This window comes from Streptomyces lacaronensis (assembly GCF_047337785.1).
GTDB classification, from domain to species: Bacteria; Actinomycetota; Actinomycetes; order Streptomycetales; family Streptomycetaceae; genus Streptomyces; species Streptomyces lycopersici.
In genome coordinates this window covers 9,973,587-9,999,480 of the sequence record NZ_JBLHDK010000003.1, presented here as the reverse complement: position 1 = coordinate 9,999,480, position 25,894 = coordinate 9,973,587, and the positions used below count along the sequence as shown (strand labels likewise).

Below are 25,894 nucleotides of genomic sequence, written 5' to 3'. Positions count from 1 at the left end.
CTACCGCGCCTCCTGGTCGCTGTCCGGGACTCGCGCGGCCCACATCGGCAGCCGCTCCGTCCGTAGTTGGCCCATCCCGTGTCGCCGGGCCGGGCGCTCGCCATGGCCCCGCAGCGCGATGTGCAGTCCGTCCCACAGCGTGCCGTCGGTCCCGTCACGCGGATCGGGGTCGATCAGCACCACACCGATCACCGGGATGCGCTGGTCCGCGAGCTGCCGCGCCACGGTGTGCAGCCATGCGGCGCTGCCGTGCCCGGCACGCACGACGAGCACGGTCCGGGTACCGAGGTACTGGAGGTCGGTCCACGCGGTGCCGGGCGCGACCGAGCCGACGCCGAACCGGCGCTCCTGATGTGACACGGCAGCGGCCTGCTCGCCGCTGACCACGGTTGGGTCTCCTGGCTTCGGGCGGCGGCTCGCGAGCTGCGGGCCGGGCAGACCATCGATGATGACCACTGGCCCCTCCGCCGCCAGTGCCCTGGCGAGGTCCAGGGCGATCACGCTCGTGCTGCGCGCACAGCCCAGTTCCAGCAGCGACACCGGTTCCGCGGCGTCGCGCACGGTGCGGGCCAGGGACGCGGTGAGCCTTGTCCGTGCCGCCCGGATCCGTCGGCGCCGCCACGGCCTGCCCGACCGGAGGGGCAGCTCCGCGATGACCGAGGCGCCCAGGTTCGCCGCGATCTCCCGGCGCAGCACGGGGCGGTCCGCCACCACCGTGCCGACCGCGGCCACCGCGAGCCCGAGGGCGAGCCCGAGGACGAGCCCGATCGCGGCGTTGGTGGCAGCGGCCTTGGGCAGGGAGTGCCGCACCGCGCGCGGGGCGTCCACGATCTGCGTGCCGGCGATGATCCGGGGCGTGCCGGTGCGCGCCTCGGCGGCTCGCTGGTCGAAATCGGCGATCCGCGAGTTGAGCTCGGCCCGGCGGGCGAAGAGCGACTCGATGCTCGCCGACGCCTCCGGGTCGCTGCCCGGCGATCGGCCTCCGATCGCCTTGTTGACCTCGGCGAGTTCGTCCCGCACGCGGTCACGCTGGTCGAGCAGGGCCTTGGACTCGGCTTTCGCGGTCTCCCGCATCCGCCGCACATGGTCCGCGACGAACGCGTCGGCCAGCGCCTTGGCTCGGGCCGCCGCTTCCGCGTCGCTGTCACCCGTCACAGTGATCTGCAGCAGGTTGTTGGTCAAGCCGGTACCCCGGTAGTCCCCCATGAAGTCTTCCGGTTTCTCCGCGGACTTGAGGGACCGCAGGGCCTCGCCGGCGATCCGCGAGGTCCCCAGCAGCGCGACGTCGGTGCGGATCAGCGTTCCGGTGTCGTTCGGTTGGTCCTCCTGATGCGCGACCAGCACTTTGCTCACCGCGGTCGGCGGCGGCGGCAGCAGGACCGCCATCGACGCGCCGGCCAGCAGCCCCAGCAGAGCCATGGCGCACCAGAGGCGGCGGCGCCTGCGCACCGCCACCACCAGCGCCTGCAGATCAAGGAGCGGAGCGGCGGCCGACGACTCCGGGGTCTTGCCCGTCGTCACGCTGAACCTCCCGTCGCGTGGCCGCGCACCGCGAGCTCCAGAGTGGCCTCGTCCGCGGGACGGTCGGCCGTTCGCGTCGGACGGGCCCGGACAGTTCCGGCGACGACGATGCCGACGACCTCATGCCCGGCGTCCGCACACGCCTCGGCGATGCCGGCGAGCTCCTCCGCGGTCCAGCTGCCCGCACTGAGGACGAGCAGGGCACCGGACTCGGTGTCGCGGTCCGGCACGATCGGCCGGTCCACCGAAACCTCCACCACCCGCAGCATGGGGTATCCCCTGCTCGAAGCGGTTGGGGAAGGATCGCCCTTGGCCTCGGCGACGAGCTGCCCGGCGGCCCGGCGGGCGATCTCGTCGCCGTCCGGTACGACCACCAGCAGCCGCCCGGGAGCCGGCAACTGGTCCCGGAGGCGGGCGCACACCCGCCGGTAGCGGATTTGCCTGCTGGCCTCGTCGCCGGACCTCCGCGGGGTCGGTATGTCCCACCGGGTGTCGACGCCGATGAGCCGGCGGATCCGGGCCCTTGGGCCACCGCCTTCGGGCCGGTGCGCGCGCCCTTCACCAGGTACGTCGACGGTACCCAGCAGCGTCGAGCCCAGCGCCGCGGCGATCTCCGATTCGGTGCGCGGTCGGCGGCTCATCCGTGCGGCGGTGAGATGGCCGATGACCGCGAGCAGGAAGAACAGCAGCGCCCCCGCGACGATGAGCTGCGCCCTCGTCGGCGGTGCCTCGCCGGACGGCCGGGCCGCGGGACCCATGACGACCATGTTGGATTTGCTGGTCACCGGGTCGGCCTCGGCCAGCTTCTTCATGGCCTCCTGCAGCGCGATGCGCAGCTTCTCCAGCTCGGTGCGGCCCTGCACGCTCTCCACGGTCTGCCCCGGATCGGCCGCATCGGCCAGCTCGGTGATGCGGCGGCTGGTCCGCACCACCATCTTCCGCAGGGTCTCGGGCCCGGCCGAGGCATCGGAGTCGGTGCCGTCGCCCGCGAGCCGCGCGGCGAAGGTGACGAATTGCCGGGCCACCTCGTCGGAGAGGCGCTGCGCGCGCTCCGGGGTGTCGGCCGTACCCGAGATCTTGATGATGTTCCCGTCGGCGGCCTTGGCGCTCACCCGGTCCCGCAGCTCGCTGCCGCTGACCCCGGTCCAGCCGAGCGTGGCGGCCGCGCGGTCGACCACCACCGAACTGGTCGCGATCTCCGTCTGAGTCAGCAGCTCGCGCTCCTCCCACGCCCCCGGCAGCAGTACCGATGCCGACGTCGTGTAGCGCGGTGGAAACAGCAAAGAGGTGCCGTAGCCGACGAGTGCCCCCACCACGGCGAGGATGGTGAGAAGCCGCCACCGCCGACGGACCATCCGCCCGATCGTGACCAGGCGTATCGTGTCATCGCTCAACGGCGCGGCCTCTTCCCTGCCCGGTCCGGGTCGCCCGCCGACGCGTAGGCGGCGAGCAACGACGCTTGCGAGTTCCGCCAGGAGAGCGGCCCGCCGATCCGCTCCTGGCCGATCTTGCCCATCCGGGCCCGCCTCTCCGGATCGTCGAGGAGCAGCGCGATGAGCCCCGCGAACTCGGTCTCGTCGTTGGCGGGCGCGTAGACGGCGGCGTCACCGGCGGAGACTCGCGCCTCCTTCAGGTCGAACGAGACGATCGGCCGGCCCATCGCCATGTACTCCAGAACCTTGTTCATGGTCGACAGATCGTTGAGCGGATTGCGCGGGTCGGGGGAGAGACATACGTCCGCGGTGGACAGGTAGCGCACCAGGTCGGCGTCCGGAATGCGCCCGGTGAACCGCACCCGCTCGGTGAGGCCGAGCCGCCGGGACAGCTCCACCATCGCGTCGAAGGCGTCACCGGAGCCGACGAACACCGCGTGCCAGTCGGTCCGCCCGAGCTCGTCGCGCAGCTTCGCGAGGGCGCGCAGGGCGTAGTCGACGCCGTCCTGCGGGCCCATGACGCCGAGGTAGCACAGCAGATGAGGCTTGCCGCGCTTCAACTCCGGCTCGGGCGGCACCGGTTGGAACCGGTCGATCTGAGGCGCGCTGCGCACCACGAAGACGTCCTCCGGCCGCTTGCCGCCACGGCGCACCGCGACGTCCCGGTAGCTCTCGTTCGTGGCGAGCACGACGTCCGCGGCCCGGTAGGTCCGCCGTTCCAGCGCGCACACGGCGCGGTAGAGCAGATCCTTGCCGCGGTCGAACCGGGAGAGGTACAGCTCGGGCACCAGATCGTGCTGGTCGAAGACGAACCGCGCTCCGCGCCGCTTCAGCCACAGTGCCGGCAGGAACAGCAGATCGGGCGGGTTGCAGGCGTGGACCACCTCGACCGGGCCGACCTTCCGGGCCAGCCGGGCCGTATGCCACAGTGCCGATCCATACTCCCGCAGGTAGCCGGCCGGTCCTCCGGTGGCCGCGCGCAACGGGTAACGGTGGATCCGCACCCCCTCGATCTCCGCCTCCGGCTCCGTGTCCCGCTTGCTCCCCCGGGGACAGATGACGTTTACCGTCCAGCCCGCGTCGCGCAGCGTCGTGCACTCCTGCCACACCCGCCGGTCGAACGGCACCGACAGGTTCTCCACCAGGATCAGCGCGCGCCGGTTCGATCCGTCGCCGCTGACTGCGTCACCAAGCAAGGCCTATGTACCCCGGTTCTGTGCGGCGCGCGTCGGCGTCGGGAAGGTGGACAAGGTCGACGATCACCGGGCCGTCGCCATGGGGCAGCGCCGACAGCACGGCCGGATCCCTGGTTCCGACCAGGCACACCTCGGCGTGCTCGAGCACCTCGTCGACGGAGTCCGCGAGCAGCTGCGAGAGGTGCGGCAGCCGGGTCTCGATGTACTCGCGGTTGGCGCCGAGCAGCCGGGAGAGGCTCACGTTGGCGTCGTAGATCTTCAGGTCGTAACCCTTGCCGAAGAGCCTCTCGGCCAGTTCGACGAGCGGGCTCTCGCGGAGGTCGTCGGTGCCGGGTTTGAACGACAGCCCGAACAGGCCCACCCGGCGCTTGCCGGTGCGCTCGACCAGCTCCACCGCGCGCCGCAGATGTTCGGAGTTGGAGGGCAGCACATGGGCGAGGATGGGCACCGAGACGTCGGCCCGCTGTGCCGCGTGGACCAGGCTGCGCAGGTCCTTGGGCAGGCAGGAGCCGCCGAAGGCGAAGCCGGGCCGCAGGTAGGCGGGGCTGATGTTCAGCTTGCGGTCGGCCAGGAACACGTCCATCACCTGGTGCGAGTCCACCCCGAGCGCCTGGCACACCGCGCCCAGCTCGTTCGCGAAGCCGATCTTGAGGCCGTGGAACGCGTTGTCCGCGTATTTGATCGCCTCGGCCGTCGGGACCGGCACCCGGAACACCTCGCCGGGCAAGCCCTCGTACAGCGCCGTCACCGCGTCGCCGCTTGCCGGGTCGAGCTCGCCGATGACGGTCTTGGGCGGGTCGAAGAAGTCCCGCACGCTCGTGCCCTCGCGCAGGAACTCCGGGTTGACCGCGACCCCGATGTCCACCCCGGCCGTGCCGCCGACGTACTTCTCCAGGACCGGCACCAGCAGGTTCAGGCAGGTGCCCGGGAGCATGGTGCTGCGGAACACGACGGTGTGCCGGCCCCCCTGCTTGGCCCCCTCGGCCAGCGCGGCGCCGATCTGCTCGGTGACCCGCTCCAAGTACGTGGTGCACAGGCTGCCGTTGGGCTCCGACGGCGTGCCCACGCAGACCAGCGACACCTCGCTGCCCGTGATCGCCTCGCGGACGTCGCCGGTGGCGCGTAACGCTCCGGTCCGCACGACCTCGGCGATGAGCTCACCGATCCGTTCCTCGACCACCGGGGCCTTGCCGTCGTTGACCAGGTCGACCTTCACCTGGTTCACGTCCACTCCGATGACCTCGTGACCCATGCCGGCCAGGCACGCGGCCGACACGCAGCCCACGTAGCCGAGCCCGAAAACGCTGACTCTCATGACCCGTTCCTCCCCCCGGGCAAGCCCTTCCGGCCTGCCCTCCGTGCGTCGGCCGGACGACGCCCCCCGCGCATCAGTAGGCCCCCTGCCCCTGGAGCACCGCACGCAGCGTCTTCCACAAGATCACTGTGTCCAGGGCGAGCGACCAGTCCTCCACGTACCGCAGGTCCAGCCGGACCGCCTCCTCCCATGGCAGGTCGCTGCGTCCGCTGATCTGCCACAGGCCGGTGAGGCCGGGCTTGACCAGCAGCCGCCGCCGGATGTCCGGGCCGTACGCGGCGGACTCCTCCGGTAGTGGAGGCCGCGGGCCGACGAGCGACATCGATCCGGTGAGCACGTTGAAAAGCTGCGGCAGCTCGTCGATCGAGTACCGGCGCAGCACCGCTCCCACCCGGGTCACCCGCGGATCCCGGCGGAGCTTGAACAGCAGCCCCGCGCCCTCGTTGCGGTCGGCGAGCTCGGCACGTGACCGGTCAGCCCCGGCGACCATGGTGCGGAACTTGAGAATGGTGAACTCGCGGCCGTCCTTGCCGACCCTGCGCTGGCGGTAGAACACCCCACCCCGGCTGTCCACCAGCACGAGCAGCCCGACGAACACCATCAGCGGCGCGAACAGCACCAGCAGGATCGCCGCACCCATCCGGTCGACGACCCCTTTGACCGCCCGGCGGCCGCCGGTGAAGGTGGGCATGCTGACCCGCAGCAGCGGGATCCCGAGCACCGCGTCGATGTGCAGCCGCGGGCCGGCCACCTCCATCAGCACGGGGGCCACGACCATCTCGGCGTCGCTGCCTTCGAGGTTCCAGGCCAGCCGCTGCAACCGGTCCGGTGTCCAGTGCGGGTCCGGTGTGACGGCGACGACACGGTAGCCTTCGTGGCGGACGTGTTTGGCGACGTCCGCCAGCCGGCCGACGACCCGCACTCCGTCCAGTTGGTCACCGTCGAGCCCGCGACCGTCCGTCGTGCACACCGCCTCCACCCGCCAGCCGAGGTGCGGGAACTTGCGGGTTCGGGTGATCAGGTCGCGCACGGTGGCCGGGCTCCCGGCAGCGAGCACCGGTCGCAGGCACCGTCCTTCCTTCCGCTGTTTGTGCAGCCAGAGGCGCAGCAGATACCGCGCGGACATGGTGATGAGCGCGATCGCGGGGATCGCGACGAAGATCCAGAGCTTGATGTTGCGCGAGGTGAGGGCGATCCCGCCCAGCGCCAGTACGACGGTCGCCGTGAACAGTGAGCGTCCGAGCCTGCGGAATTCCTCGGCGCCCTGGCCGAGCACGGCCGGAGCCCACGACCGGCTCACCGCGAGCGCCCCCAGCACCAGCAGCTCGGTGCCGAATGCGAGAATTCCCCACTTCTCGTGCCAGTTGGCCGCGTCCCGGGCCCCGAAGAAGTTGCCGATCGCCGCCACCACGAAGGCGGTGGCCACGGTATCGCTGGTGATCACGGTACGGCGGTACCGCTGCTCCCAGTCGGTCGCGGGCTGTCTGATCGCCCCGTCCGCCAGCCGCCCGCGCGCCGACGGAAACGGGTTGAGTAATCCCCCTTGCCGCACAGAACCCCCCAAGGTCCCCAGTGGTTCGACGTATTCGCCTCACACTGTGCTCGGGAGGCCCCCGCCCCCCGTACTGTCCCTCCCCTCGGGAGGCCCCCACCCCCGGTGCTGTTTCCTCCCCCCGGAGGCCCCCGCCTCCGCGCCGCGCTGTTCCTCCCCGCGGGAGGCCCCCACCCCCCGCGCATGACCTGCCGGCTATTTCCGAGCTACTCGAACAACCCACCCTGGTGGCAGCCGACTCGCATGTCCGGCCGGACTCTCGAGGTGCGCGGGAGCCCGTCGAAACCTCGGGTGCTCCCCACACCCAAGGCCCCTCTCGGGCTCCAGGAATTGATCACCCCCATGTCTGGCGCCGTCGACGCGACTGCTGACTGCCCGTAGATCCGGACTCATAGATCACTATTTGTCGCCTGGTGTCCAAACATGTGAAGCACGGCCAATCTAGACCATCGGGGGTCCCACCTGAAGAGGGAATGTGTGCAACTTGTGCCCAAAATTTGAAGCCGACTCCACCGATCGGCGACCGCCGACGGACCTTGACGACGAAGACGTGCCTTGTGACCTGTGATGACGGGAGTACTCCGGAATGCCGGAAAGCTCACTGCCGGTGCCGGTATGTACGGCCGGGCCGGCTCGCCCGGCCCCCGGGTCAGGTCGCGTTCACCGAGCAGAACTCGTGCCGCGGTGCGCCGTCCATCGCCCCATCTTGCGGGAACCGCAAGATGACGTGCCAGTTCGGGCAAAGCCTGGCGAGAGTGGTGCGCACCCCTTCCCGCACAAGGAGTCCCGATGAGCGCAACAGACGCCGGTACGTACTGGAACGACATCTACGCGGCCCGGCCCGCGGCCGCCTCCCCCCGCCCCAACGCGTGCCTCACCGCGACGGTCACCGGCATGCCGCCCGGCGACGTCCTGGACCTGGGGTGCGGCGACGGCGGCGACGCCCTGTGGCTGGCGGGCCGCGGATGGCAGGTCACCGCCGTCGACGTCTCCTCCATGGCCGTCGGGCGCCTCACCCGCCTCGCCACCGAGGCCGGCCTCGCCGACCGGCTGACGGCACACCAGCACGACCTGCGCACGTCCTTCCCCGCGGGCGGCTTCGACCTGGTCTGCGCCCACTACCTGCACACCCCCCTCGACCTGGACCGGACGGCCGTGCTGCGCACGGCAGCCCGCGCCCTGCGCCCGGGGGGACGACTGCTGGTGGTCGACCACGGATCGACCGCGCCGTGGTCATGGACGCAGGACCCGCACATCCGGTACCCGACCGCGCAGGAGGTCGCGGCGGACCTGGCCCTGGCCCCCGGGACCTGGACGGTCGAGCGAGCCGACGCCCAGGTGCGCGAGGCGACCGGACCGGACGGCCGCACGGCCGACGTCACCGACCACATCCTGATCATCCGCCGTGACGCCTGAACCGGCACGGCCGTCGAAAGCAGCCACCATGACCACCTCCCCGCGCCCCCACCGCCGCCGCGACGCCCCGCCACCGCGCACCGGGAACACCGAGACCGAGGTCCTGCGCGGATTCCTCGACTACCTGCGCGGCTCGATCGCCGCGAAGGTCGAAGGCGCTCCCGAACCCGGGATCCGCACAGCCGCAGTGCCCTCGGGCACGAACCTGCTCGGCCTGCTCCACCACCTCACCTGCGTCGAGCAAGCGCTGTTCCTCGGCGCCCGGATCACCGACTGGCAGGCGACCTTCCACGCCGCCCCCGAGCAGAGCGCCACCGCCATCGTCACCCGCTACCGGGAGACCGTCGCGGAGGCCAACGAGGTTCTCGACGCCTGTGCCGACCTCGGCGCGCCACTGCCCCGCTCCCGGCCGGACACACCGGCCCCCGCCGTCCGCTGGGCGCTCACCCACATGATCGAGGAAACCGGCCGCCACGCCGGCCACGCCGACGTCCTCCGCGAACTCCTCGACGGCGCGACCGGACGCTGACCCACCCGCCCACAGGCCGTCGTCGCAGACGACGGCCTGTGGGGACCTGGCGCTGTTCTCCCCGCAAGTCGCCTTCGGCGGCTCGGCGTTCGGCGGCTGCCGCCGACAGGGCACGCGCCTTCATCGGGCGTTTGCCTGTTCTGTGAGTTTGCCCTTGCGCAGGATGAGGATGCGGTCGGACTGGGCGGCCAGTTGCTGGGAGTGGGATACGACGACTACGCATTTGCCCTGGTCGTGAGCGAGTTCGCGGAAGGTGTCGATGATCCCCTGGGCGGTGTCCTCGTCGAGGTTTCCGGTGGGTTCGTCGGCGAAGAGGATGTCGACGTCGCAGGCGAGGGCGCGGGCGATGGCGACGCGCTGCTGCTGGCCTCCGGAGAGCTGGAGGACGTTGCGGGTGGCCATCGCCTTGTCGAGGCCGATCTTCTCCAGCAGGTGCAGAGCTCGGGCCTTGCGGCTGCCGGTCGTGGGTTTGGTGCCGGTGATCTCCATGGCGCAGGTGACGTTCTGGAGGGCGGTCATGTAGGTGAGGAGGTTGTACTGCTGGAAGATCGTGGCGGCGTGCTGACTGCGGTATCGGCCGAGGCCCAGTTCGGTGATGTCCTGGCCCTCGAAGGTGATGGTGCCCTTGGTGGGGGTGTCGAGACCGCTGGCGAGGGAGAGCAGAGTGGTCTTGCCGCTGCCGGAAGGGCCCAGGATGGTGTGGAAGGTGCCGCGTTCGAAGGCGTAGTCGATGTCCTTGAGGACCGCGGTCCTGCGGCGCTGGCCAGAGTAGGTGTGGCTGACGCCCGCGAGACGCAGGACAGGCGGAGCGGCGGTGGCGCTGGTCATGGCGGGTCACTTGCCCTTCGTGAGGATGGTGCGGGGGCTCAGCCGCAGCACGGCACCGGCCGGGATGGCAGTGGCGAGCAGGCCGATGCCGAGGCCGATGGCGCCGAGGGTGGCGAGGTCCGCCGGGTCGAGTCGTACGGTGATCCTGTCGATGGGGTCGGCGTCCTCAACGGGCTTGTCGTTGGGGTCAATGCCCCCGCCGAGGCCGGTACTGCCGGACGGCGGGCCCTGCCAGGAGTCGATCTTGTGCTGGGCGCTGGTGGCTTCCTTGCCGAGCAGGGCCTGCCCGGCGCTCTGGGTCAGCTGCGGGGCGAATAGGGAGCTCAGGCCGATGGCGAGGGCGGCGACGACGACGATCTCCAGGGCCTGCTGGGCGATGAGCTTGGGTTTCTTCTCGCCCATGGCCAGGAGGACGCCGTACTCCGTGTGGCGCTGTTTGACGGCGAGGTTGACCAGCAGGGTCAGGACGGTCGCGCCGGCGAGACCCATCAGCCACATGGCCAGGGTGGCGGTGGTGCTGATGGACTTGAGCGGGCCGGTCATCTGCCGGATGGCCTTGTCGTTGGCATCCAGCTTGAAACCGTCGAGCGCCGAGCCCGCGACCTTTGGGGCCTCGTCCTTGAACGCGCCCTGCATGTCGGCGTCCTGGAGGAGGAAGGTCGCCTCGGCTGCCTGGAGCGGGCCGTTCCGCTCGGAGCCGAGCGCGGAGAGGCCGCCCACCGTGCCGTACACCATATTGGCCGGACTGATGCCGTACTCGCCGTCCGGTTCGGTGACAGGGCTCGGGTCGCGGTAGACGCCGGCCACGGTGAAGTCGGCCGTGGTCTTCTCGTCGTTGCCGGTCAGGGTGATCGTGTCGCCGACGTCGAGCTTGTTCTCCTTGGCGAGCCGTTCCTCGATCAGGAGTTGCTTCTTGCCCTTGTCGGCGGCGGTGAGGTGCGCACCCGACAGGAGCGTGAACTTGCCGCTGCGGAAGTCGGCCAGCAGCGAGGTGTCGAGAACGCCCATGCCCACGGTGCCGCCGGGGCCCATGGGGTCCTTCGGCCCACCGTCGACCAGTTGGGTGCCGCCCTTGAGGAGGACGCGGTCCCACATCGAGTAGGTGTACTTCCGCACCTGGGGCAGAGCCCCGACCTTGTCGACAGTCGCGGTGTCGATGCGCGGAGCCCTCAGCTCGCTCCCGCCGCCCAACTGGTCCACATCCGTCCGGAGGTTGACCTCGGCGCCGACGGAGCGCTTGGCGTCCTGCTCGGCCTGGGCCGTGGCGTCGTTGATCAGGACACCGGCCAGCACCATCACGGAGATGACGAGGAAGGTGGCGAGAGTGATCAGGGTGCGGCCCTTGCGGGACCACAGGCTGAGTCCCGCGCGTTTGACGAAGTTCATGGGATCGGCTTTCTCAGTCCGTGCCGGTGAGTGGCTATTCGGTGTCCGTGAGGATGGAGCGGGGGTGCAGGCGCAGGATCCCCATGCCCGGGATGACGGTGGCGACCAGGGAGATGCCGAGCCCGATACCGGCGACCTTGCCGACGGTGGCGGGCTCGACTTGTACGGTCGGCGGCGCGATCTCGGCATCGGGCACACCGGCCGCCGCGGCCGGTGTGCCGTCCTGCCGGCCGAGGATGGCGTCACCCGTCGGCTGTCCGGCGAGTGAACCGGCCAGCGCGGCGAGCGCGACGGCGGGCAGGGCCACGGCCGCCACCTCCACGGCGTGCTGGCCGATGAGCTTCCACTTCTTCTCGCCCATCGCGAGGAGCACCCCGAGCTCGGTGCGCCGCTCGCGGATCCGCAGCGTCACGATCAAGCCGAGGATCAGCGTCCCGGCCAGGGCGATCACCCAGACGATCAGTCCCGCGAACGCGCCGACCCGCTGGATCGGGCGGACCTGGTCCTTGTACGCCTTGTCGTTGACGCGGAAGTCGAAGCTGTCCCCGCCCAGGAGATGCTCGGCCTCGGCGTGCAGCCGCTCGACCTGCTTCGGCGAGCCGATCTTGTACACCGCCTCGCTGACCGACGCGGTGCCGGTACCGAGCTTCTGCGCCGTCCTCATCGGCACGTACAGCGCGTTGCCGGGCAGCTTGTGCGGTGCCGTCCACCGCGTCGGATCCTGTGTGGGGTCCTGGAAGACGCCGACCACCTTCAGCGGAACGGCTTCCTCGTCGTCCGCCGACCGCGCATGGATCGTGTCGCCCACCTTGAGGTGGTTCCGGTCGGCCAGGCGCTGCTCGATCACCGCAACGTCGCGACCCGCGTCCTCGGGGGTGATGCCGCGCCCTGCCGTTATCTTCGTCGAGCCGTACGAGAAGGACAGCAGCATGCCCGAGTCACGGACGCCGTTCACGGCCAGCGGGCCCCGCTCCTTCTTCCGGGCACCGGCATCGCCCGGCTTCGGCGCGTCCGACGTCAGCGGCGTGAAGCCACGCGCTCCGGCCCGCACCGGAAGTTCCGGGTTGTAGCGGTACACCAGCTCCGAGGCGCCGAGCCGGTCCGCGAGGACCGCGGTAAGGCCCTTCTTCTCGACGGTGACGTCGACGCCGATGGTGCGCTGCGCGTTGGCTTCCTGACGGGCCGCGGCGACCTGCAGCAGAAAGCCACCGAGAAGCAGGGTGCAGATGACGGCGAAGATCGCCAGCAACGCGGCACTCTTGGACTTTCCGGCACCCAGGCTCATCCCGGCGCGCTTGACGAAGTTCATGCCGAAGACAGAAGCAGCTCGCTGTTTGCAGCGGGATAAGCGTGTTACAGCGACATAAGGACCTGCTCGCGCTGTGGCCCCGCGACCGGCGCCGCACGGCCCTGGACGGCTCGCGGCACGGGCGGCCACGTCCTTATCCGGCTGCAATCGTGATCTTGGTTTGATGGGGGCATGAGAGTTCTGGTAGCCGAGGACCACCGTGTTCTCGCCCGCACCATCGCTACCGGCCTGCGCCGCCAGGCGATGGCCGTCGACGTCGCGGCCGCCGGCGACGAGGCCGAGCGGATGTGTCTGCTCACCGCCTACGACGTACTGATCCTCGACCGGGATCTGCCGGTCCTGAGCGGCGACGAGGTGTGCCGACGACTGCGCGAACTCCAGGACCCTCCGCGGATCCTGATGCTGACCGCGGCCGGCGAGCTGACGGACAAGGTCTACGGCCTCACCACGCTCGGCGCCGACGACTACCTGGCAAAACCCTTCGATTTCGCCGAACTGGTCGCCCGGATACGGGCGTTGAGCCGTCGCGCGCCGAAGCCGCCCCCTACCGTGCTGCGCTTCGCAAGCATCACCCTGGACGAGACGCGGCGCGAGGTGTCCGTGGACGGCCGCCCGCTGGAGCTGACCCCGAAGGAGCACGCGGTCCTGCGCCTGCTGCTTGTGGCCGGTGGCGCGCCGGTGGCGCACGACGAACTCGTCCGCACCGTCTGGGACGAGCACCTCGACCCGCGCACCAGCGCGGTCCGCGCCACCGTCAGCCGACTGCGCGGCAAACTCGGCGACCCCGGCCTCATTCTCGCCGACAAGGGGGAGGGTTACCGGCTGTGCGACTGAACCCATGGGCGCCGCTGAGCCGACTGCCCTTCCGCGCCCGCCTGACCGCGGCCTTCTCCGCCCTCTTTCTGATCGCCGGCACCGCACTGCTCGCCTTCGTGGTGCTACTCGCCCGCCACGGAACGCAGCAGCAGGCCCAGGGGCTGTCGGTCACATACGGGGATGTGCCGAGCGGCCGTGCGGCGCCCTTGGAGCTCACGCGCCCCACCCGGCCGGATCTCGCGCCCCGGGCCCCTGGCGACGTCGCCATGTTCCAGAGGATCGACCAGACCGTACAAGACGTCCAGGACACCGCGCTGCGCCAGATGGTGCTCTGGTCCGCCGTCGGCCTCCTCGCCATGGCGCTCCTTGCCGGAGTGCTCGGCTGGTGGCTGGCCGGCCGAGCACTGCGGCCCGTCGCCTCCATGACCGAAACCGCGCGCCGCATCAGCGAACAGAACCTCCACCAGCGTCTCGCGCTCACCGGCCCCGACGATGAACTCCACCGCCTCGCCGACACCTTCGACACCATGCTCGACAGGCTCGAGAAGTCCTTCGAGAGCCAGCGCCGCTTCGTCGCCAACGCCTCCCACGAACTCAAGACCCCTCTCACAGTCCAGCGCACCAGCCTCCAGGTCGGCCTCGCCGACCCCCTCCCCGCGGGACTCGCGGACGTCCGCGAGGACCTGCTCACCGCCAACCACGAGGCCGAACAGCTGATCAACGGCCTCCTGCTGCTGGCACGCAGCGACCGCGGCATGGAGAAGACCGAGACCGTGGACGTCGCGGCCATCGTCCGGCTCGTGTCCGCCGGCCTCACCTCACTGGCAACGAAGAACGGCGTGCGCATCGACCTCGACGCCGATACCCCGCTGGCCGTTCCCGGTGACCCGGTCCTGCTACGCCACCTGCTCACGAACCTGATCCGCAATGCCATCCAGTACAACCACACCGGCGGCCATGTCCGCATCCGACTCGACACCCACACCGTGACGGTGACCAATACCGGCCCCCACGTGTCCCCGGAACAGATCCCCGACCTGTTCGAGCCCTTCCACCGCCTGAATGGGGACCGTACCGCCACCAACGGCCACGGTCTGGGACTGTCCATCGCTTACTCGATCGCCAAAGCCCACCACGCCACGCTGACGGCACGACCCGGCACCGAGGGCGGACTCACCCTCACCCTGCGCTTCCCCTGAGCCCCAGTTGGCGAGTGAGCGGCGCCGTAGCGGTGTCGGGCCGTCCCGGAACCGGAACGGTCAGCGCTCCGTTCCCGCGGCCCAGAACACGGTGTCGCCGGACTTGATCACAACATTTCCGTCGGCCTGGAACACGAGGACCGCTCCTGGGTGGCCATCGGTCCGTGAGGACCAGAGGTGCTGCCCGTCACTGTTGTAGACGACCAGGTTGCCATCCGCCTGGAAGCGGGCGGAGTTGCCCTGGCCCTTGGTCATCGCGGCCCAGCGTGGCTTGTGGTCCTGGTCGTTGACCACCAGGTTGCCGTCCTCCTGCATGATCAGACTCCTGGCCCCGGCCACCACGGACTCTCCGGTGGCCAGCTCGAACGTGGCCTTTATGACCTTGAGTGCCGCGGCGTCCTTCTCCTGGGATCCCTGGGACTCCTGGGGTCCCTGAGGTCCTTCCTGGGGTCCCTGGGTCGAGGCGGGCGGCGTCTTCCCCGCAGTCGCCGAGGCGGCCGCGCCGGACGGCCGCCCGTGCGCGGACGGGGCGGCGTCGGACGGGGCGGCGTCGGCCGAGGAACGCTGCGTACCGAAGTGGACGGCCGCCACCACCACCGCCACAACGACCGCGACCGCGACCGCCGCGATGGCCGTGGTCAGCGGCCAGGCGTGCCGACGGCCCCGGCCGGGCTCGGAGGGGGCGGCGAGGACAGTGTCGGACTTCATCGCCCTCGGGACCGAGTCCTGACCGGCGGGGGCCACGACGGGGCGATGCGCGAGGTCGACCAGGGTGCGTGCCGAATGCTCGGCCTCGGTCAGCTTTCCGGCGAGAACCGTGGGGCATTCCTCGGGCCAACGCCCGATCCGGCCACCCCGCTCCTCCAGCCATCCGCCCAGCTGAGCCGCCGTCGGACGCGCGGCCGGGTCCTTGGCCAGACACGCGGTGAACAGCGGCACCAGCTCCGGGAGGACGCCGTCGAGATCGGGTTCCTCGTGGACCACTCGGTACATCAGGGCGGCCGCGGGGATCTGTTCTTCCGCGTGCGAGAAGGGGCCGCGTCCGGTTGCGGCGTAGACCAGCGCAGCGGCCAGCGAGAACACGTCGGCTGGTTCGGCGGCGACACCGCCGATGGCCTGGTCCGGTGCGAGAAATCCGGGAGAGCCGACGGAGACACCGAGACGGGTGTGCCTGCTGTCGTCGGCGGCCCGAGCAACACCGAAGTCGATCAGCCGTGGACGGTCGCGTGCCAGCAGGATGTTCCCGGGCTTGACGTCCCGGTGCGCAAGGCCGGCCTCGTGGACGGCCCGCACGGCGCCGCACAGTTCGGCGGCGAGTGAGAGCAGCGCGGTCCGCGGCAGCGCACCATGGGCCGTGACCCATTCGGCGAGCGACGGCGCGGGCACATACTCGGTGGCCATCCACTGCGGGCGCTGGCCCAGGGCACTGTAGTCCACGACGGTCACGGTCCACGGCGACCGGACACGGTCGCTGTTGCGTATCTCGCGGGCGAACCGCTCCTCGAACCCCGGCTCGGAGCTGAGATCGTCGCGGATCGTCTTCAGCGCGAGCAGCCGGCCCGAAGCCGTACGGGATAGGAACACCTGCCCCATACCGCCCGCACCCAGGCGGCCGAGCAACGGATAGCCGCCTATGGACGTCGGGTCCGAAGGCTGAAGGTTATTCATGACGACTGTTCCCCGGAAGTGTGCATCAGCGCTCGAACGCGCTGGACCTTGGCTTACGTGCTGATGAGCGAAGTGGTCCGCGCTCGCAAGTATGCCGGACGGGTTCGTCCTTCGCCGTTCTTTCCAACTCCTCGGCGAACCAGGTCACCGGCCTTGCCACCACGACCTCGCCACAACGTCCTCACCACAACGGCCTTACCAGCACCAATGTCTGGGGCGATCGCGAACGCGACGGTGCGATACGATTTAGCGGTAGCTGTATTACCGCGAATTCCTACACCTCCTGGAGAGGCCCATGCCCCCCGCGTCCACTCCCCCGCAGGCCGACGCGGCAACCGCCCGGCCCACGACGGCACCCGAGGCGTCCGCGTCCGGGCAGTCCATGGAGATGCTGCGCCTGCTGTCCGGTTTCCAGCAGTCCCAGGCGCTGTACGCGCTGGCCAAGCTCGATGTGGCCACGGCGCTGCACGGCGGTCCGATGACGGTCGGGGAGTTGGCGAAGACCACGGAGACGGACACCGACGCGCTGGGGCGGCTGCTGCACATCCTCTCCGGTATCGGGGTGGTGACCCATCACGGCGAGGACGCCTTCGCGCTCACCCCGCTCGGCCGCACGCTGGTGGCGGATGTGCCCGGTTCGGTGCGCGACATAGCGATCATGTGGATGGAGACGCACTACGCGCCCTTCTCCGAGCTGGTCACCACCGTCCGTACGGGCATCCCGGCGGCCACGGCGCACTTCGGGCAGTCCTTCGCGGAGTGGCTGGGCACCCACCCCGAGCACATGCCCGTGATGGCGTCCGCGATGGCCAACCTGACATACGGACCCAAGGACGCCGCGCTGGCCGGCTACCGGCTCCCGCCTGGCGAGGTGGTGGCCGATATCGGCGGCGCCGACGGCTCCGTGCTGGCCCGGCTGCTGGCCGACGAACCCGGTCGACGTGGCATCGTCTTCGATATGGAGCACGTGGTGGCCACCGCACACGCGCGGCTGGCCGACCAGGGGATGGCCGACCGCGTCGAGGTACAGGCCGGTGACTTCTTCGAGAGCGTACCGGCCGCCGACGTCTACCTGCTGTCCACCGTGCTGCACGACTGGGACGACGTGTCGTGTGCGCGCATCCTGGGCCGGATCGCGGAGGCGGCGCCCCACGGCGCCCGGCTGGTGGTGGTGGAAACGGTGCTCTCGGAGGGCGACGACCCGCATCCGAGCAAGCAGCTCGACTTGACCATGCTCGGCATGGTGTCCGGCCACGAGCGCCGGGAGACGGAGTTCGCGGCGCTGTTCGCCAGTGCCGGATTCACCCTCGACCGGCGCGTCCCAGGGCCTGTGGACAGCCCGTTCGCCATCTTGGAGGCCACGCTCACCCGGTGAGCAGGGCGGCCACGGTTTGGTCCCGCAGCCACCGCTCGGCGGTGTCCCAGTCCCAGCCGTTCTCCCGCACCAGCACGCGCCAGGACGACAGGCCGAGGTAGTACCAGAGCACATCCGTCGCGCCCGCTGCGTCGAGCCCCTCCCGCAGGCCGCCCAGCGCGACGATCCGGTCGGTGGTGGTCCGCAGCGCGTCACGGAATCGCTCCTGGGCGAAGCGCAGCAGCTCGGCGGCGTGCGCGTCGACCGAGGCCGCGTCGAGGAGGATCTCAACGACTTCTGCGTGCTTCTCGCTGTCGCGGCGGATGCCCTCGACGGCGTACACGACGACGTCGAGGGCGTCGTCGGCCGCCGCGATCCGGGCCAGGGTTTGTTCGGCGATGGGGTCCTCGACGCCCACGGTGACCAGGTCGCGCAGAATCTGCGGCTTGCCGCCGGTGTTGGTGTAGACGGTGTTGGTGCCGACCCGGGCCGCGGCGGCGATCCGAGTGACCGTGGTGGCCACGTAGCCGTGGGTGGCGAAGAGCTCCTTGGCGGCGTCCAGAATCGACTGCCGGGTCGCGGCAGCGGCCTCCGCGCGGCGGGGCGAATGGTAGCGGCGACCTGACATGTGCCGACCGTAGCAAGGGCCCAGGCGGGGATCCCAGCCGCTACGCGGTGGCGAACACCGCCGGCATGGTCATGCACAGCGACGCGCCGTTCCGGCCGCTGAATCCTGTGCGGTCCGGCTGAGTCCTGTGCGGTGCCGCTGAACTCCCGCGCGGTGCTGCTGAACTCCCGCGCGGTGCCCCTGAACTCCCACGCGGTGCCGCTGAACTCCCGCGCGGTCCATACGACCTCGCCCGGGACGTACCGGGACGGCATCTGCCCGCGCCGTGCCGAGTCCGGGGGTGCGCGGAGGCCGGTCGGTGGGCAGCAGTTGCACGGGCCGCATCCGCTCGATCCGCGACACCCAGTACTTCCGGTACGGGTCCAGCTCATCGCCCCGCCGAGCGGCCGACCCGCCGTCGCCCGCAGGTCCGAGGGGTACTCGGGTACTCCTTCGCCGCCCGCGCCCGCGTCCGGACCCGCCGGCAGCGGGCCACCACATGCCGGTCAGGTTGCTCTCAGGCCGTGGGATCACCGAACTCCCGATCGATGAAGTCAAGGATTTCGCTGGCACTCGCATTTGAGAGTGCGGTCGTAGAAACCTCTTCGGGTCGCGAAATCCGCTGCCATTTATTCAGAACCGAGGACAGCCGATCCTTGATCGCGGATGCCTGCCGGTCGTCGAAGGTCACGGACGTGAACATCGCTTCTATGCGATCGATTTCGGCGAGCAGGGTCGTTGACTGAACCTTCGGGTTCATGAGGTCGCCCAGCCGGGCGGCCAGGTCTGCCGGGGTCGGGTAGTCGAACACCATCGTGGCGGGCAGCCGCAGCCCCGTAGCCTTCGTCAGACTGTTTCGCAGCTCCACCGCGGTCAGCGAGTCCACACCCAAATCCTTGAACGCACCGGTCGCCGGAATACTGCGGGCGTCGGCATGTCCCAGAACCGTCGCGGCGCTGTCAGACACCAACTTCAGCAGCGCCTTCGCCCGCTCCTCCGGCGCCAAGCCGACCAGCCACTGCGCCGACGAATCACCGGTGGAAGCGGCCCGCCGGGCAACCGGGCGATGCAACAAACGCAGCAATGCCGGAACCTCGGCCCCCCGCACCGGCTCCATCGGCGTGGCCACCACAACCGGTTCAGCCTGACGTGCTGCCGCGTCGAACAGCCGCATCCCGTGCTCGGCGGAGATGGCCCGCACGCCGCTGCGCCGGATCCGGTCTTGGTCGGTACCGGTCAGCTTCGCGGTCAGGCCGCTGGCGTCCTCCCACAGGCCCCAGGCCAGTGAGAGTGCGGGCAGACCCTCGGCACGACGCTGCTCGGCCAGCCCGTCCACGAACGCGTTCGCCGCCGCATAGTTGCCCTGTCCCGCACTACCGAGCACACCGGCAGCCGAGGAGTACAAGACGAACGCGGCAAGGTCCATATCACGGGTGAGCTCGTGCAGGTGCCAGGCACCATCGGCCTTGGGCCGCAGCACCGTGTCCAACCGCTGCGCCGTCAACGATTCCACCACACCATCGTCCAGCACACCCGCGGTGTGAATCACCGCCGTCAGGGGATGCTCCGGCGACACACCCGCCAGCACCCGCGCCAGCCCGGCCCGGTCCGACACATCACACACCGCCGTGTCCACCGCGGCACCCAACTCGCCCAGCTCACTGACCAGCGCCTCGTCCGCGGTGCTACGGGACAGCAACAGCAGATGACGCGCACGACGCTCGGTCACCAGATGCCGGGCGACGATCCCCGCCAAGACGCCCGAACCACCGGTGATCAGGACCGTGCCATCCGGATCCCAGTCCCCTTCAGACTCAAACTCAGGCTCAGGCTCAGGCTCAGCGACGTTCGTACGAGTCAGTCGCGGTGCTTCGTACCGTCCGTCGCTGACCCGCAGCCGTGGCTCATCGAGCCCGACCGTCGCGGCCAACTGGTGGAGGGTAAGGGCGTCGTCATCGCTCTCCACCAGAACGAACCGGCCCGGGTGCTCCGACTGGGCCGAACGCATCAACCCCGACACCGCGGCAGCGGCCAAACCAGTCCCGGTCCGCACAACCAGCGTACTGTCAGAGAAACGCTCCCCCGCCAGCCACACCTTAACCGCCTGCAAAACCTCAGCGGTCAGCCCACGAGTCTGTACCAGCGGGTCACCGCTGTCGGGGCGTGCGGTGAACACCACCACATCGGGCACCGACACCTCGTCGTCCGCCAGGTCTTCAAACTTGCCCACCGTCACGCCGACCTGCTGGGAGACCGGAACCTCCGTCCACGTCAGGGCGAACAGATCATCGACAGGAGAACCGAGCGCATCGGCTGCCACCGGACGGGTCACCAGCGAGCCGACGGTGGCCACCGGCCGGCCGATGTCATCGGCGACCCGCACACCCCAGCCATCCGCGACCCGTGTCATCGCGACACGCAACATCGCCGACTCCGTGGCGTGGACCCGGACACCGTTCCAAGAGAACGGCAGTCGCACGGTGTCGCGGTCGGCATCGGGTGTGTTCAGGATCCCGGCGTGCAGGGCGGCATCCAACAGCGCAGGGTGGACGGCGAATCGTGCCGCGTCCTGTGTCTGCTCCTCGGCCAGAGCAACCTCGGCGTAGACGGTGTCCCCGTCACGCCACGCAGCCTGCAAACCCTGGAAGGCAGGTCCGTACTCGTAACCCACCCCGGGCAGCTGATCGTAGAAGCCCGTCACGTCCACCGGCTGGGCCTGCGCAGGGGGCCACGCGGTGAGGTCCGGGTCAGACAGCGGGACAGCCGTGTCGGAAACGCTGACGGTGGCTGAAACGTGCCGGACCCAGGTATCGGCGTTGTCCGCGCGGGAGAAGACCGTCACCGCGCGGTGTCCGGACTCGTCGGCCTCGGCGACCGAGACGGACAGTTGCACATCGCCGGTCCGCGGCAGCAGAAGCGGGGCTTCAGCGATCAGCTCATCGACGACGTCGCAGCCCACCTCATCCGCAGCGCGGACAACCAGCTCAACAAACCCGGTACCGGGCAGCAACACACTGCCCCGCACCGCGTGATCAGCCAACCACGCATGCGTAGCCAACGACACCCGCCCAGTCAGCATCACACCATCCGAACCCGGCAACGCCACCACCGCACCCAGCAACGGATGCCGCACCGCATCCAGACCCGCCCCCGACACATCGGCAGACCGGCCGGCCTCGGCCCAATACCGCTCGTGCTGGAAGGCGTAGGTCGGAAGGTCCAGTACCCGGGCTGTGGTGGTGCCGAGGATGGCGGGCCAGTCGACGGTGACGCCATGGGTGTAGGCCTGTGCCAGGGCGGTGAGCATCCGGATGGCGTCCCCGTCGTCACGACGCAACGTGGCAACAGAGACGACATCGTCATCCATCGCCTGCAACAACACCGGGCTGGCGCTGACCTCGACGAACACGGTCTCGCCCTCGGCACGCAACTGGCTGACGGCGGAGTCGAAACCCACTGGCTCACGCAGGTTCCGGTACCAGTACTCCGCATCCAAGGGGCCCTCGACCCAGGTGCCGTCCACGGTCGACAGCCACGGCACCACCGGAACCTGCGAGCCCATACCGGCGGTGATGCCGAGCAGTTCGTCGCGGACCAGCTCGACATGCGGGGTATGCGAGGCGTAGTCGACGGTGATCCGCCGCACCCGCACCCCTCCCGCCTCATGAACCGTGAGCACACGGTCGACCGCTTCCGGGGTGCCCGCGATCACCGTGGAGGCGCGACCGTTGTGGGCGGCGATCCAGGCACCGTCGACCAGCTCGACATCCTGTGCGGGCAACGCGATGGATGCCATCGCACCCCGGCCCGCCAGACCGCGGGCGATCACCTGACTGCGCAACGTCACAATCCGCGCCGCATCCCGCAACGACACCGCACCGGCCACACAGGCTGCGGCGATCTCACCCTGGGAGTGACCGATCACCGCGTCCGGCCGCACACCTGCCGCCCGCCACACCGCGGCCAGGGAAACCATCACCGCCCACGAGGCAGGCTGGACCACATCGACCCGGTCCACCACCGCCGGATCATCCAGCACCGTGAACAGATCCCAGTCCACGAACTCACCCAACGCCGCCGCACACTCAGCCATCCGCTCCGCGAACACCACCGACGAATCACGCAGCGCACTGCCCATCCCCAGCCACTGCCACCCCTGCCCCGGGAAAACGAACACCACACGGGGATCAGACATAGCAGCGCCGGTGCCGGTAACAGTGTCGTCGCCGAGGAGCACGGCACGGTGCTCGAACACCGACCGCGTCACCGCCAGCGTCAACGCCACAGCCCGCATGTCTGCCTCGGGTGTTGCGGCCAGGTAGGCGCGCAGCCGGTCCTCGACCTCGGCCAGAGCGGACTGGGTCCTGGCCGACACCACCAGCGGCAGCACATCCGAGGCCACCACCGGCGTCACAACAGGCTGCACTTCCTCCGCGGGCTGGGCGGGTGCGCTCTCCAAGATGACGTGGGCGTTGGTGCCGCTAATCCCGAACGACGACACACCTGCCCGGCCCGGTCGGCCGGTGTCCGGCCACGGCTGGTTCTCCGCCACCAGCTCGACCGCGCCCGCCGACCAGTCCACATGCCGCGACGGCTCATCCACATGCAACGTGCGCGGCACCGTGTTGTGCTGCAGCGCCATCACCATCTTGATAACACCCGACACACCCGCAGCGGCCTGGGTATGGCCGATGTTCGACTTCAGCGAACCCAGCAGCAGGGGCTCCCCACGGTCCTGACCGTAAGTGGCGAGCACCGCCTGGGCCTCGATCGGGTCACCCAACGTCGTACCCGTGCCATGCGCCTCGACCACATCCACCTCAGCCGTGGTCAAACCCGCGTTGCTGAGAGCGGCCCGGATCACCCGCTGCTGCGAAGGACCGTTCGGCGCGGACAGGCCGTTCGACGCACCGTCCTGGTTCACCGCCGAACCCCGCACCACCCCCAACACCTGGTGCCCCTTGGCCTGAGCATCCGACAAACGCTCAACCAGCAGGACGCCGACGCCCTCAGCCCATCCCGTGCCGTCCGCGCTGTCCCCGAACGCCTTGCACCGGCCATCGGTTGACAAGCCTCGCTGCCGCGAGAACTCCACAAAAGTCTGCGGTGTGGCCATCACGGTCACACCGCCGACCAGGGCCAGGGAACACTCCCCCTGCCGCAGGGCGTACCCGGCCTGGTGCAACGCCACCAGCGATGACGAACACGCCGTGTCCACCGTGAAGGCGGGACCTTCGAGACCGAAGAAGTACGACACCCGGCCCGACAACACACTCGCCGCACCAGCAGTCGCCCCGAACCCTTCGAAGTCAACGCCAACGCCGTAACCGCCGGGGTAAGCACCTATGAAGACGCCGGTGTCGCTGCCGCGTACGGAACCGGGCTCGATCCCGGCCCGCTCGAACGCCTCCCAGGACACCTCCAGCATCAACCGCTGCTGCGGATCCATCGCCAGTGCCTCACGCGGACTGATCCCGAAGAACCCGGCGTCGAAGCCAACCGCGGTGTCCAGGAAACCGCCCCGTACGCTGTAGGACTTCCCGGACGCGTCCGGATCAGGGTCGTACAGGCCCTCGACGTCCCAGCCACGGTCGGTGGGAAAACCGGAGATCGCATCCGTACCCGACTCGACCAAGCGCCACAGATCCTCCGGCGACGACACCCCACCCGGCAGACGGCACGCCATACCCACAATCGCCAGCGGCTCGTCCTGCCCCACCGCCGACACCGGCCCGCGTACCGGGACAGGGTTCTCGCCGGTGAACAACTCCCCCAGCCGGGCGGCCAAGGCCGTCGGAGTCGGATAGTCGAACACCAACGTGGCGGGCAACCGCAACCCCGTCGCCTTCGCCAGACCGTTCCGCAACTCCACCGCCGTCAGCGAATCGATACCCAGATCCTTGAACGCCGCGGTCACCGGAATCGTGCGGGCGTCGGCGTGTCCCAGAACCGTCGCGGCGCCGTCAGACACCAGCTTCAGCAGTGCTTTCTCCCGCTCGGCCGGTGTCAAAGCTGCCAACCACTGCGCTGACGAGTCACCGGCAGAGGCGGCCCTGCGGGCGATCGGGCGGTGCAACGAACGCAGCAACGCCGGGACTTCCGCGTCCCGTACCGGGTCCATCGGCGCGGCCACCAGAACCGGCTCGTCATGGCGCGACGCACTGTCGAACAGCCGCATCCCCAGCTCGGCGGAGATGGCCCGCAGGCCACCGCGCCGGATCCGACCCCGATCCGTATCGGTCAGCTTCGCGGTCAGGCCACTGGCGTCCTCCCACAGCCCCCAGGCGAGTGAGAGTGCGGGCAGACCCTCAGCACGACGCTGCTCAGCCAGCGCGTCCACGAACGCATTGGCCGCCGCATAGTTGCCCTGGCCCCCGCTGCCGAGCACACCAGCGGCCGAGGAATACATGACGAACGCGGCCAGGTCGGTGTCGCGGGTGAGTTCGTGCAGGTGCCAGGCACCATCGGCCTTGGGTCGCAGTACCGTGTCGAGCCGCTGCGGGTTCAAAGACTCGACGACACCGTCATCGAGCACGCCCGCAGTGTGAATCACGGCCGTCAGGGGATGCTCCGGCGACACACCCGCAAGCACCCGCGCCAGCCCGTCACGGTCGGACACGTCACAGGCCGCTGTGGCCACCTGGGCACCCAGTTCACCGAGCTCGCCGATCAGCGCCTCATCCGGGGTACTGCGGGAGACCAGCAGCAGATGACGCACGCCGCGTTCGGCCACCAGGTGCCGGGCGACGATCCCCGCCAGCACACCCGAACCACCGGTGATCAAAACCGTGCCATCCCGATCCCAAACCCTCTCTGACTCGGGTTCGGCCGCATGCGTGCGAGCCAGTCGTGCTGCCTCGTAACGGCCGCCGCTGATCCGCAGCCGCGGCTCGTCGAGCCCGACGGTGGCCGCCAGCTGGTCCGGGGTGAGGGTGTCGTCGTCGCTTTCCACCAGGACAAACCGACCCGGGTGCTCGGACTGCGCCGACCGCATCAACCCCGACACGGCGGCAGCGGCCAGCCCGGTACCGGTCCGCACGACCAGAATGCTGTCGGTGAAGCGCTCCCCAGCCAGCCACGCCTGGACTGATTGCAGGACCTGGGCGGTCAGTACACGGGTCTGTTCCAGCGGGCTCGGCGGGTTCTCGCTGCTGTCGGGGAGTGCGGTGAAGACCACCACCTCGGGCACCGGCACATCACCGCCCGACACCAGATCCTCGAACCGACCGACCGTCAGACCGGTCTCCTGAGGGGACCGGATCTCCGTCCACGTCAAAGCGAGCAAGTCATCGGCAGCGGAACCAAGCGCATCGGCCGTCACCGGGCGCGTCACCAGCGAGCCCACGCTAGCCACCGGCCGACCGACGTCATCGGCGACCCGCACACTCCAGCCATCCGCTGCTCGTGTCACCGCCACACGCAACATGGCCGAACCCGTGCCATGGACCCGGACACCGTTCCAGGAAAACGGCAACCCCACAGCCCGCTCGGCATCGGGTGCGCTCAGGGTGCAGGCATGCAGAGCCGCATCGAGCAGAGCCGGGTGCACCGCATACCGTGCCGCCTCCCGCGCCTGCTCCTCCGCCAGAGCAACCTCGGCGAAGACAGTGTCCCCCTCACGCCACGCAGCCCGCAAACCCTGGAACGCGGGACCGTACTCATACCCCTCTGCCACCAGCCGGTCATAGAAACCCATCACATCCACCGGCTGCGCCTGGGCCGGCGGCCACGAAGCAAACTCCGACAGCGGGACCGTCGAATCAGA

At 69.8% G+C, this 25,894-nt stretch carries 15 protein-coding genes and 1 pseudogene; 5 read left to right on the top strand and 11 right to left on the bottom strand.

Translation table 11 applies throughout. The features are described 5' to 3' along the window. The 5 genes from ACMTAK_RS43235 to ACMTAK_RS43215 all read right to left on the bottom strand — a co-directional run bounded on the left by ACMTAK_RS43235 (position 1) and on the right by ACMTAK_RS43215 (position 7,017). The gene (locus ACMTAK_RS43235) at positions 1–1,521 is read right to left on the bottom strand and encodes a Wzz/FepE/Etk N-terminal domain-containing protein (RefSeq protein ID WP_413811197.1); all 1,521 of its coding nucleotides are present in this window, start codon (positions 1,519–1,521) and stop codon (positions 1–3) included. Beyond that, positions 1,518–2,915, bottom strand: a complete 1,398-nt coding sequence (locus tag ACMTAK_RS43230; protein ID WP_413811196.1) for a Wzz/FepE/Etk N-terminal domain-containing protein — start codon at positions 2,913–2,915, stop codon at positions 1,518–1,520. Before ACMTAK_RS43230 ends, ACMTAK_RS43235 begins: the two co-directional genes overlap by 4 nt. Beyond that, complete coding sequence (locus ACMTAK_RS43225) at positions 2,912–4,150, bottom strand: glycosyltransferase family 4 protein (RefSeq protein WP_413811195.1); 1,239 nt, start codon at positions 4,148–4,150, stop codon at positions 2,912–2,914. The genes ACMTAK_RS43230 and ACMTAK_RS43225 overlap by 4 nt, the downstream gene beginning before the upstream one ends. Further along, on the bottom strand, positions 4,140–5,465 hold the full coding sequence (locus tag ACMTAK_RS43220) for a nucleotide sugar dehydrogenase (protein WP_413811194.1): 1,326 nt from the start codon (positions 5,463–5,465) through the stop codon (positions 4,140–4,142). The genes ACMTAK_RS43225 and ACMTAK_RS43220 overlap by 11 nt, the downstream gene beginning before the upstream one ends. Positions 5,466–5,538: 73 nt before the next feature. Continuing rightward, positions 5,539–7,017 (bottom strand): sugar transferase, encoded by a 1,479-nt coding sequence (locus tag ACMTAK_RS43215; protein ID WP_413811193.1) that lies wholly within the window; start codon positions 7,015–7,017, stop codon positions 5,539–5,541. A gap of 789 nt (positions 7,018–7,806) precedes the next feature. Between ACMTAK_RS43215 and ACMTAK_RS43210 the strand changes: the two genes are divergently transcribed. Both ACMTAK_RS43210 and ACMTAK_RS43205 read left to right on the top strand, forming a co-directional pair. Next, positions 7,807–8,433, top strand: a complete 627-nt coding sequence (locus ACMTAK_RS43210; RefSeq protein WP_413811192.1) for a class I SAM-dependent methyltransferase — start codon at positions 7,807–7,809, stop codon at positions 8,431–8,433. Positions 8,434–8,461: 28 nt separating this feature from the next. Next, complete coding sequence (locus ACMTAK_RS43205; protein ID WP_413811191.1) at positions 8,462–8,962, top strand: DinB family protein; 501 nt, start codon at positions 8,462–8,464, stop codon at positions 8,960–8,962. Positions 8,963–9,082: 120 nt separating this feature from the next. Here the strand turns inward: ACMTAK_RS43205 and ACMTAK_RS43200 are convergent, their stop codons facing one another. Genes ACMTAK_RS43200 through ACMTAK_RS43190 form a run of 3 tightly spaced genes read right to left on the bottom strand, consistent with a single transcriptional unit; the run spans position 9,083 to position 12,485 of the window. Then, positions 9,083–9,790, bottom strand: coding sequence for an ABC transporter ATP-binding protein (locus ACMTAK_RS43200; protein ID WP_413811190.1), 708 nt, complete (start codon positions 9,788–9,790; stop codon positions 9,083–9,085). A gap of 6 nt (positions 9,791–9,796) precedes the next feature. Continuing rightward, positions 9,797–11,176, bottom strand: coding sequence for an ABC transporter permease (locus ACMTAK_RS43195; protein WP_413811189.1), 1,380 nt, complete (start codon positions 11,174–11,176; stop codon positions 9,797–9,799). 34 nt (positions 11,177–11,210) lie between these two features. Beyond that, the gene (locus ACMTAK_RS43190; protein ID WP_413811188.1) at positions 11,211–12,485 is read right to left on the bottom strand and encodes an ABC transporter permease; all 1,275 of its coding nucleotides are present in this window, start codon (positions 12,483–12,485) and stop codon (positions 11,211–11,213) included. 171 nt (positions 12,486–12,656) lie between these two features. On the opposite strand from ACMTAK_RS43190, the gene ACMTAK_RS43185 reads away from it, so the two are divergent. Both ACMTAK_RS43185 and ACMTAK_RS43180 read left to right on the top strand, forming a co-directional pair. After that, the gene (locus ACMTAK_RS43185; RefSeq protein WP_413811187.1) at positions 12,657–13,319 is read left to right on the top strand and encodes a response regulator transcription factor; all 663 of its coding nucleotides are present in this window, start codon (positions 12,657–12,659) and stop codon (positions 13,317–13,319) included. After that, complete coding sequence (locus ACMTAK_RS43180; RefSeq protein WP_413811186.1) at positions 13,310–14,500, top strand: sensor histidine kinase; 1,191 nt, start codon at positions 13,310–13,312, stop codon at positions 14,498–14,500. The genes ACMTAK_RS43185 and ACMTAK_RS43180 overlap by 10 nt, the downstream gene beginning before the upstream one ends. 60 nt (positions 14,501–14,560) lie before the next feature. Here ACMTAK_RS43180 and ACMTAK_RS43175 read toward each other — a convergent pair whose 3' ends face one another. Continuing rightward, positions 14,561–16,168 carry a protein kinase domain-containing protein gene (locus tag ACMTAK_RS43175; protein WP_413811185.1) on the bottom strand — a complete coding sequence of 536 codons (1,608 nt, stop codon included), beginning with the start codon at positions 16,166–16,168 and terminating at the stop codon, positions 14,561–14,563. 295 nt (positions 16,169–16,463) lie between these two features. Here ACMTAK_RS43175 and ACMTAK_RS43170 point away from each other — a divergent pair, with 295 nt between their 5' ends. Next, a complete protein-coding gene (locus tag ACMTAK_RS43170) occupies positions 16,464–17,543 on the top strand; it encodes a methyltransferase (RefSeq protein ID WP_413811184.1) in 1,080 nt (359 codons plus the stop codon). Here the strand turns inward: ACMTAK_RS43170 and ACMTAK_RS43165 are convergent. Further along, positions 17,533–18,150, bottom strand: coding sequence for a TetR/AcrR family transcriptional regulator (locus tag ACMTAK_RS43165; RefSeq protein ID WP_413811183.1), 618 nt, complete (start codon positions 18,148–18,150; stop codon positions 17,533–17,535). The two genes, ACMTAK_RS43170 and ACMTAK_RS43165, sit on opposite strands and share 11 nt — an antisense overlap. 496 nt (positions 18,151–18,646) lie before the next feature. After that, positions 18,647–25,852, bottom strand: a pseudogene (locus ACMTAK_RS43160) (SDR family NAD(P)-dependent oxidoreductase); the annotation flags it as partial. Between the last annotated feature and the right edge of the window lie 42 nt (positions 25,853–25,894).

Excerpts from the sequence above, each read along its gene's own strand:
- ACMTAK_RS43165 (WP_413811183.1), bottom strand. The coding sequence starts at position 18,150 with ATGTCAGGTCGCCGCTACCATTCGCCCCGCCGCGCGGAGGCCGCTGCC.
- ACMTAK_RS43205 (WP_413811191.1), top strand. The coding sequence starts at position 8,462 with ATGACCACCTCCCCGCGCCCCCACCGCCGCCGCGACGCCCCGCCACCG.
- ACMTAK_RS43170 (WP_413811184.1), top strand. The coding sequence starts at position 16,464 with ATGCCCCCCGCGTCCACTCCCCCGCAGGCCGACGCGGCAACCGCCCGG.
- ACMTAK_RS43220 (WP_413811194.1), bottom strand. The coding sequence starts at position 5,465 with ATGAGAGTCAGCGTTTTCGGGCTCGGCTACGTGGGCTGCGTGTCGGCC.
- ACMTAK_RS43195 (WP_413811189.1), bottom strand. The coding sequence starts at position 11,176 with ATGAACTTCGTCAAACGCGCGGGACTCAGCCTGTGGTCCCGCAAGGGC.
- ACMTAK_RS43210 (WP_413811192.1), top strand. The coding sequence starts at position 7,807 with ATGAGCGCAACAGACGCCGGTACGTACTGGAACGACATCTACGCGGCC.
- ACMTAK_RS43185 (WP_413811187.1), top strand. The coding sequence starts at position 12,657 with ATGAGAGTTCTGGTAGCCGAGGACCACCGTGTTCTCGCCCGCACCATC.
- ACMTAK_RS43175 (WP_413811185.1), bottom strand. The coding sequence starts at position 16,168 with ATGAATAACCTTCAGCCTTCGGACCCGACGTCCATAGGCGGCTATCCG.
- ACMTAK_RS43200 (WP_413811190.1), bottom strand. The coding sequence starts at position 9,790 with ATGACCAGCGCCACCGCCGCTCCGCCTGTCCTGCGTCTCGCGGGCGTC.
- ACMTAK_RS43190 (WP_413811188.1), bottom strand. The coding sequence starts at position 12,485 with ATGAACTTCGTCAAGCGCGCCGGGATGAGCCTGGGTGCCGGAAAGTCC.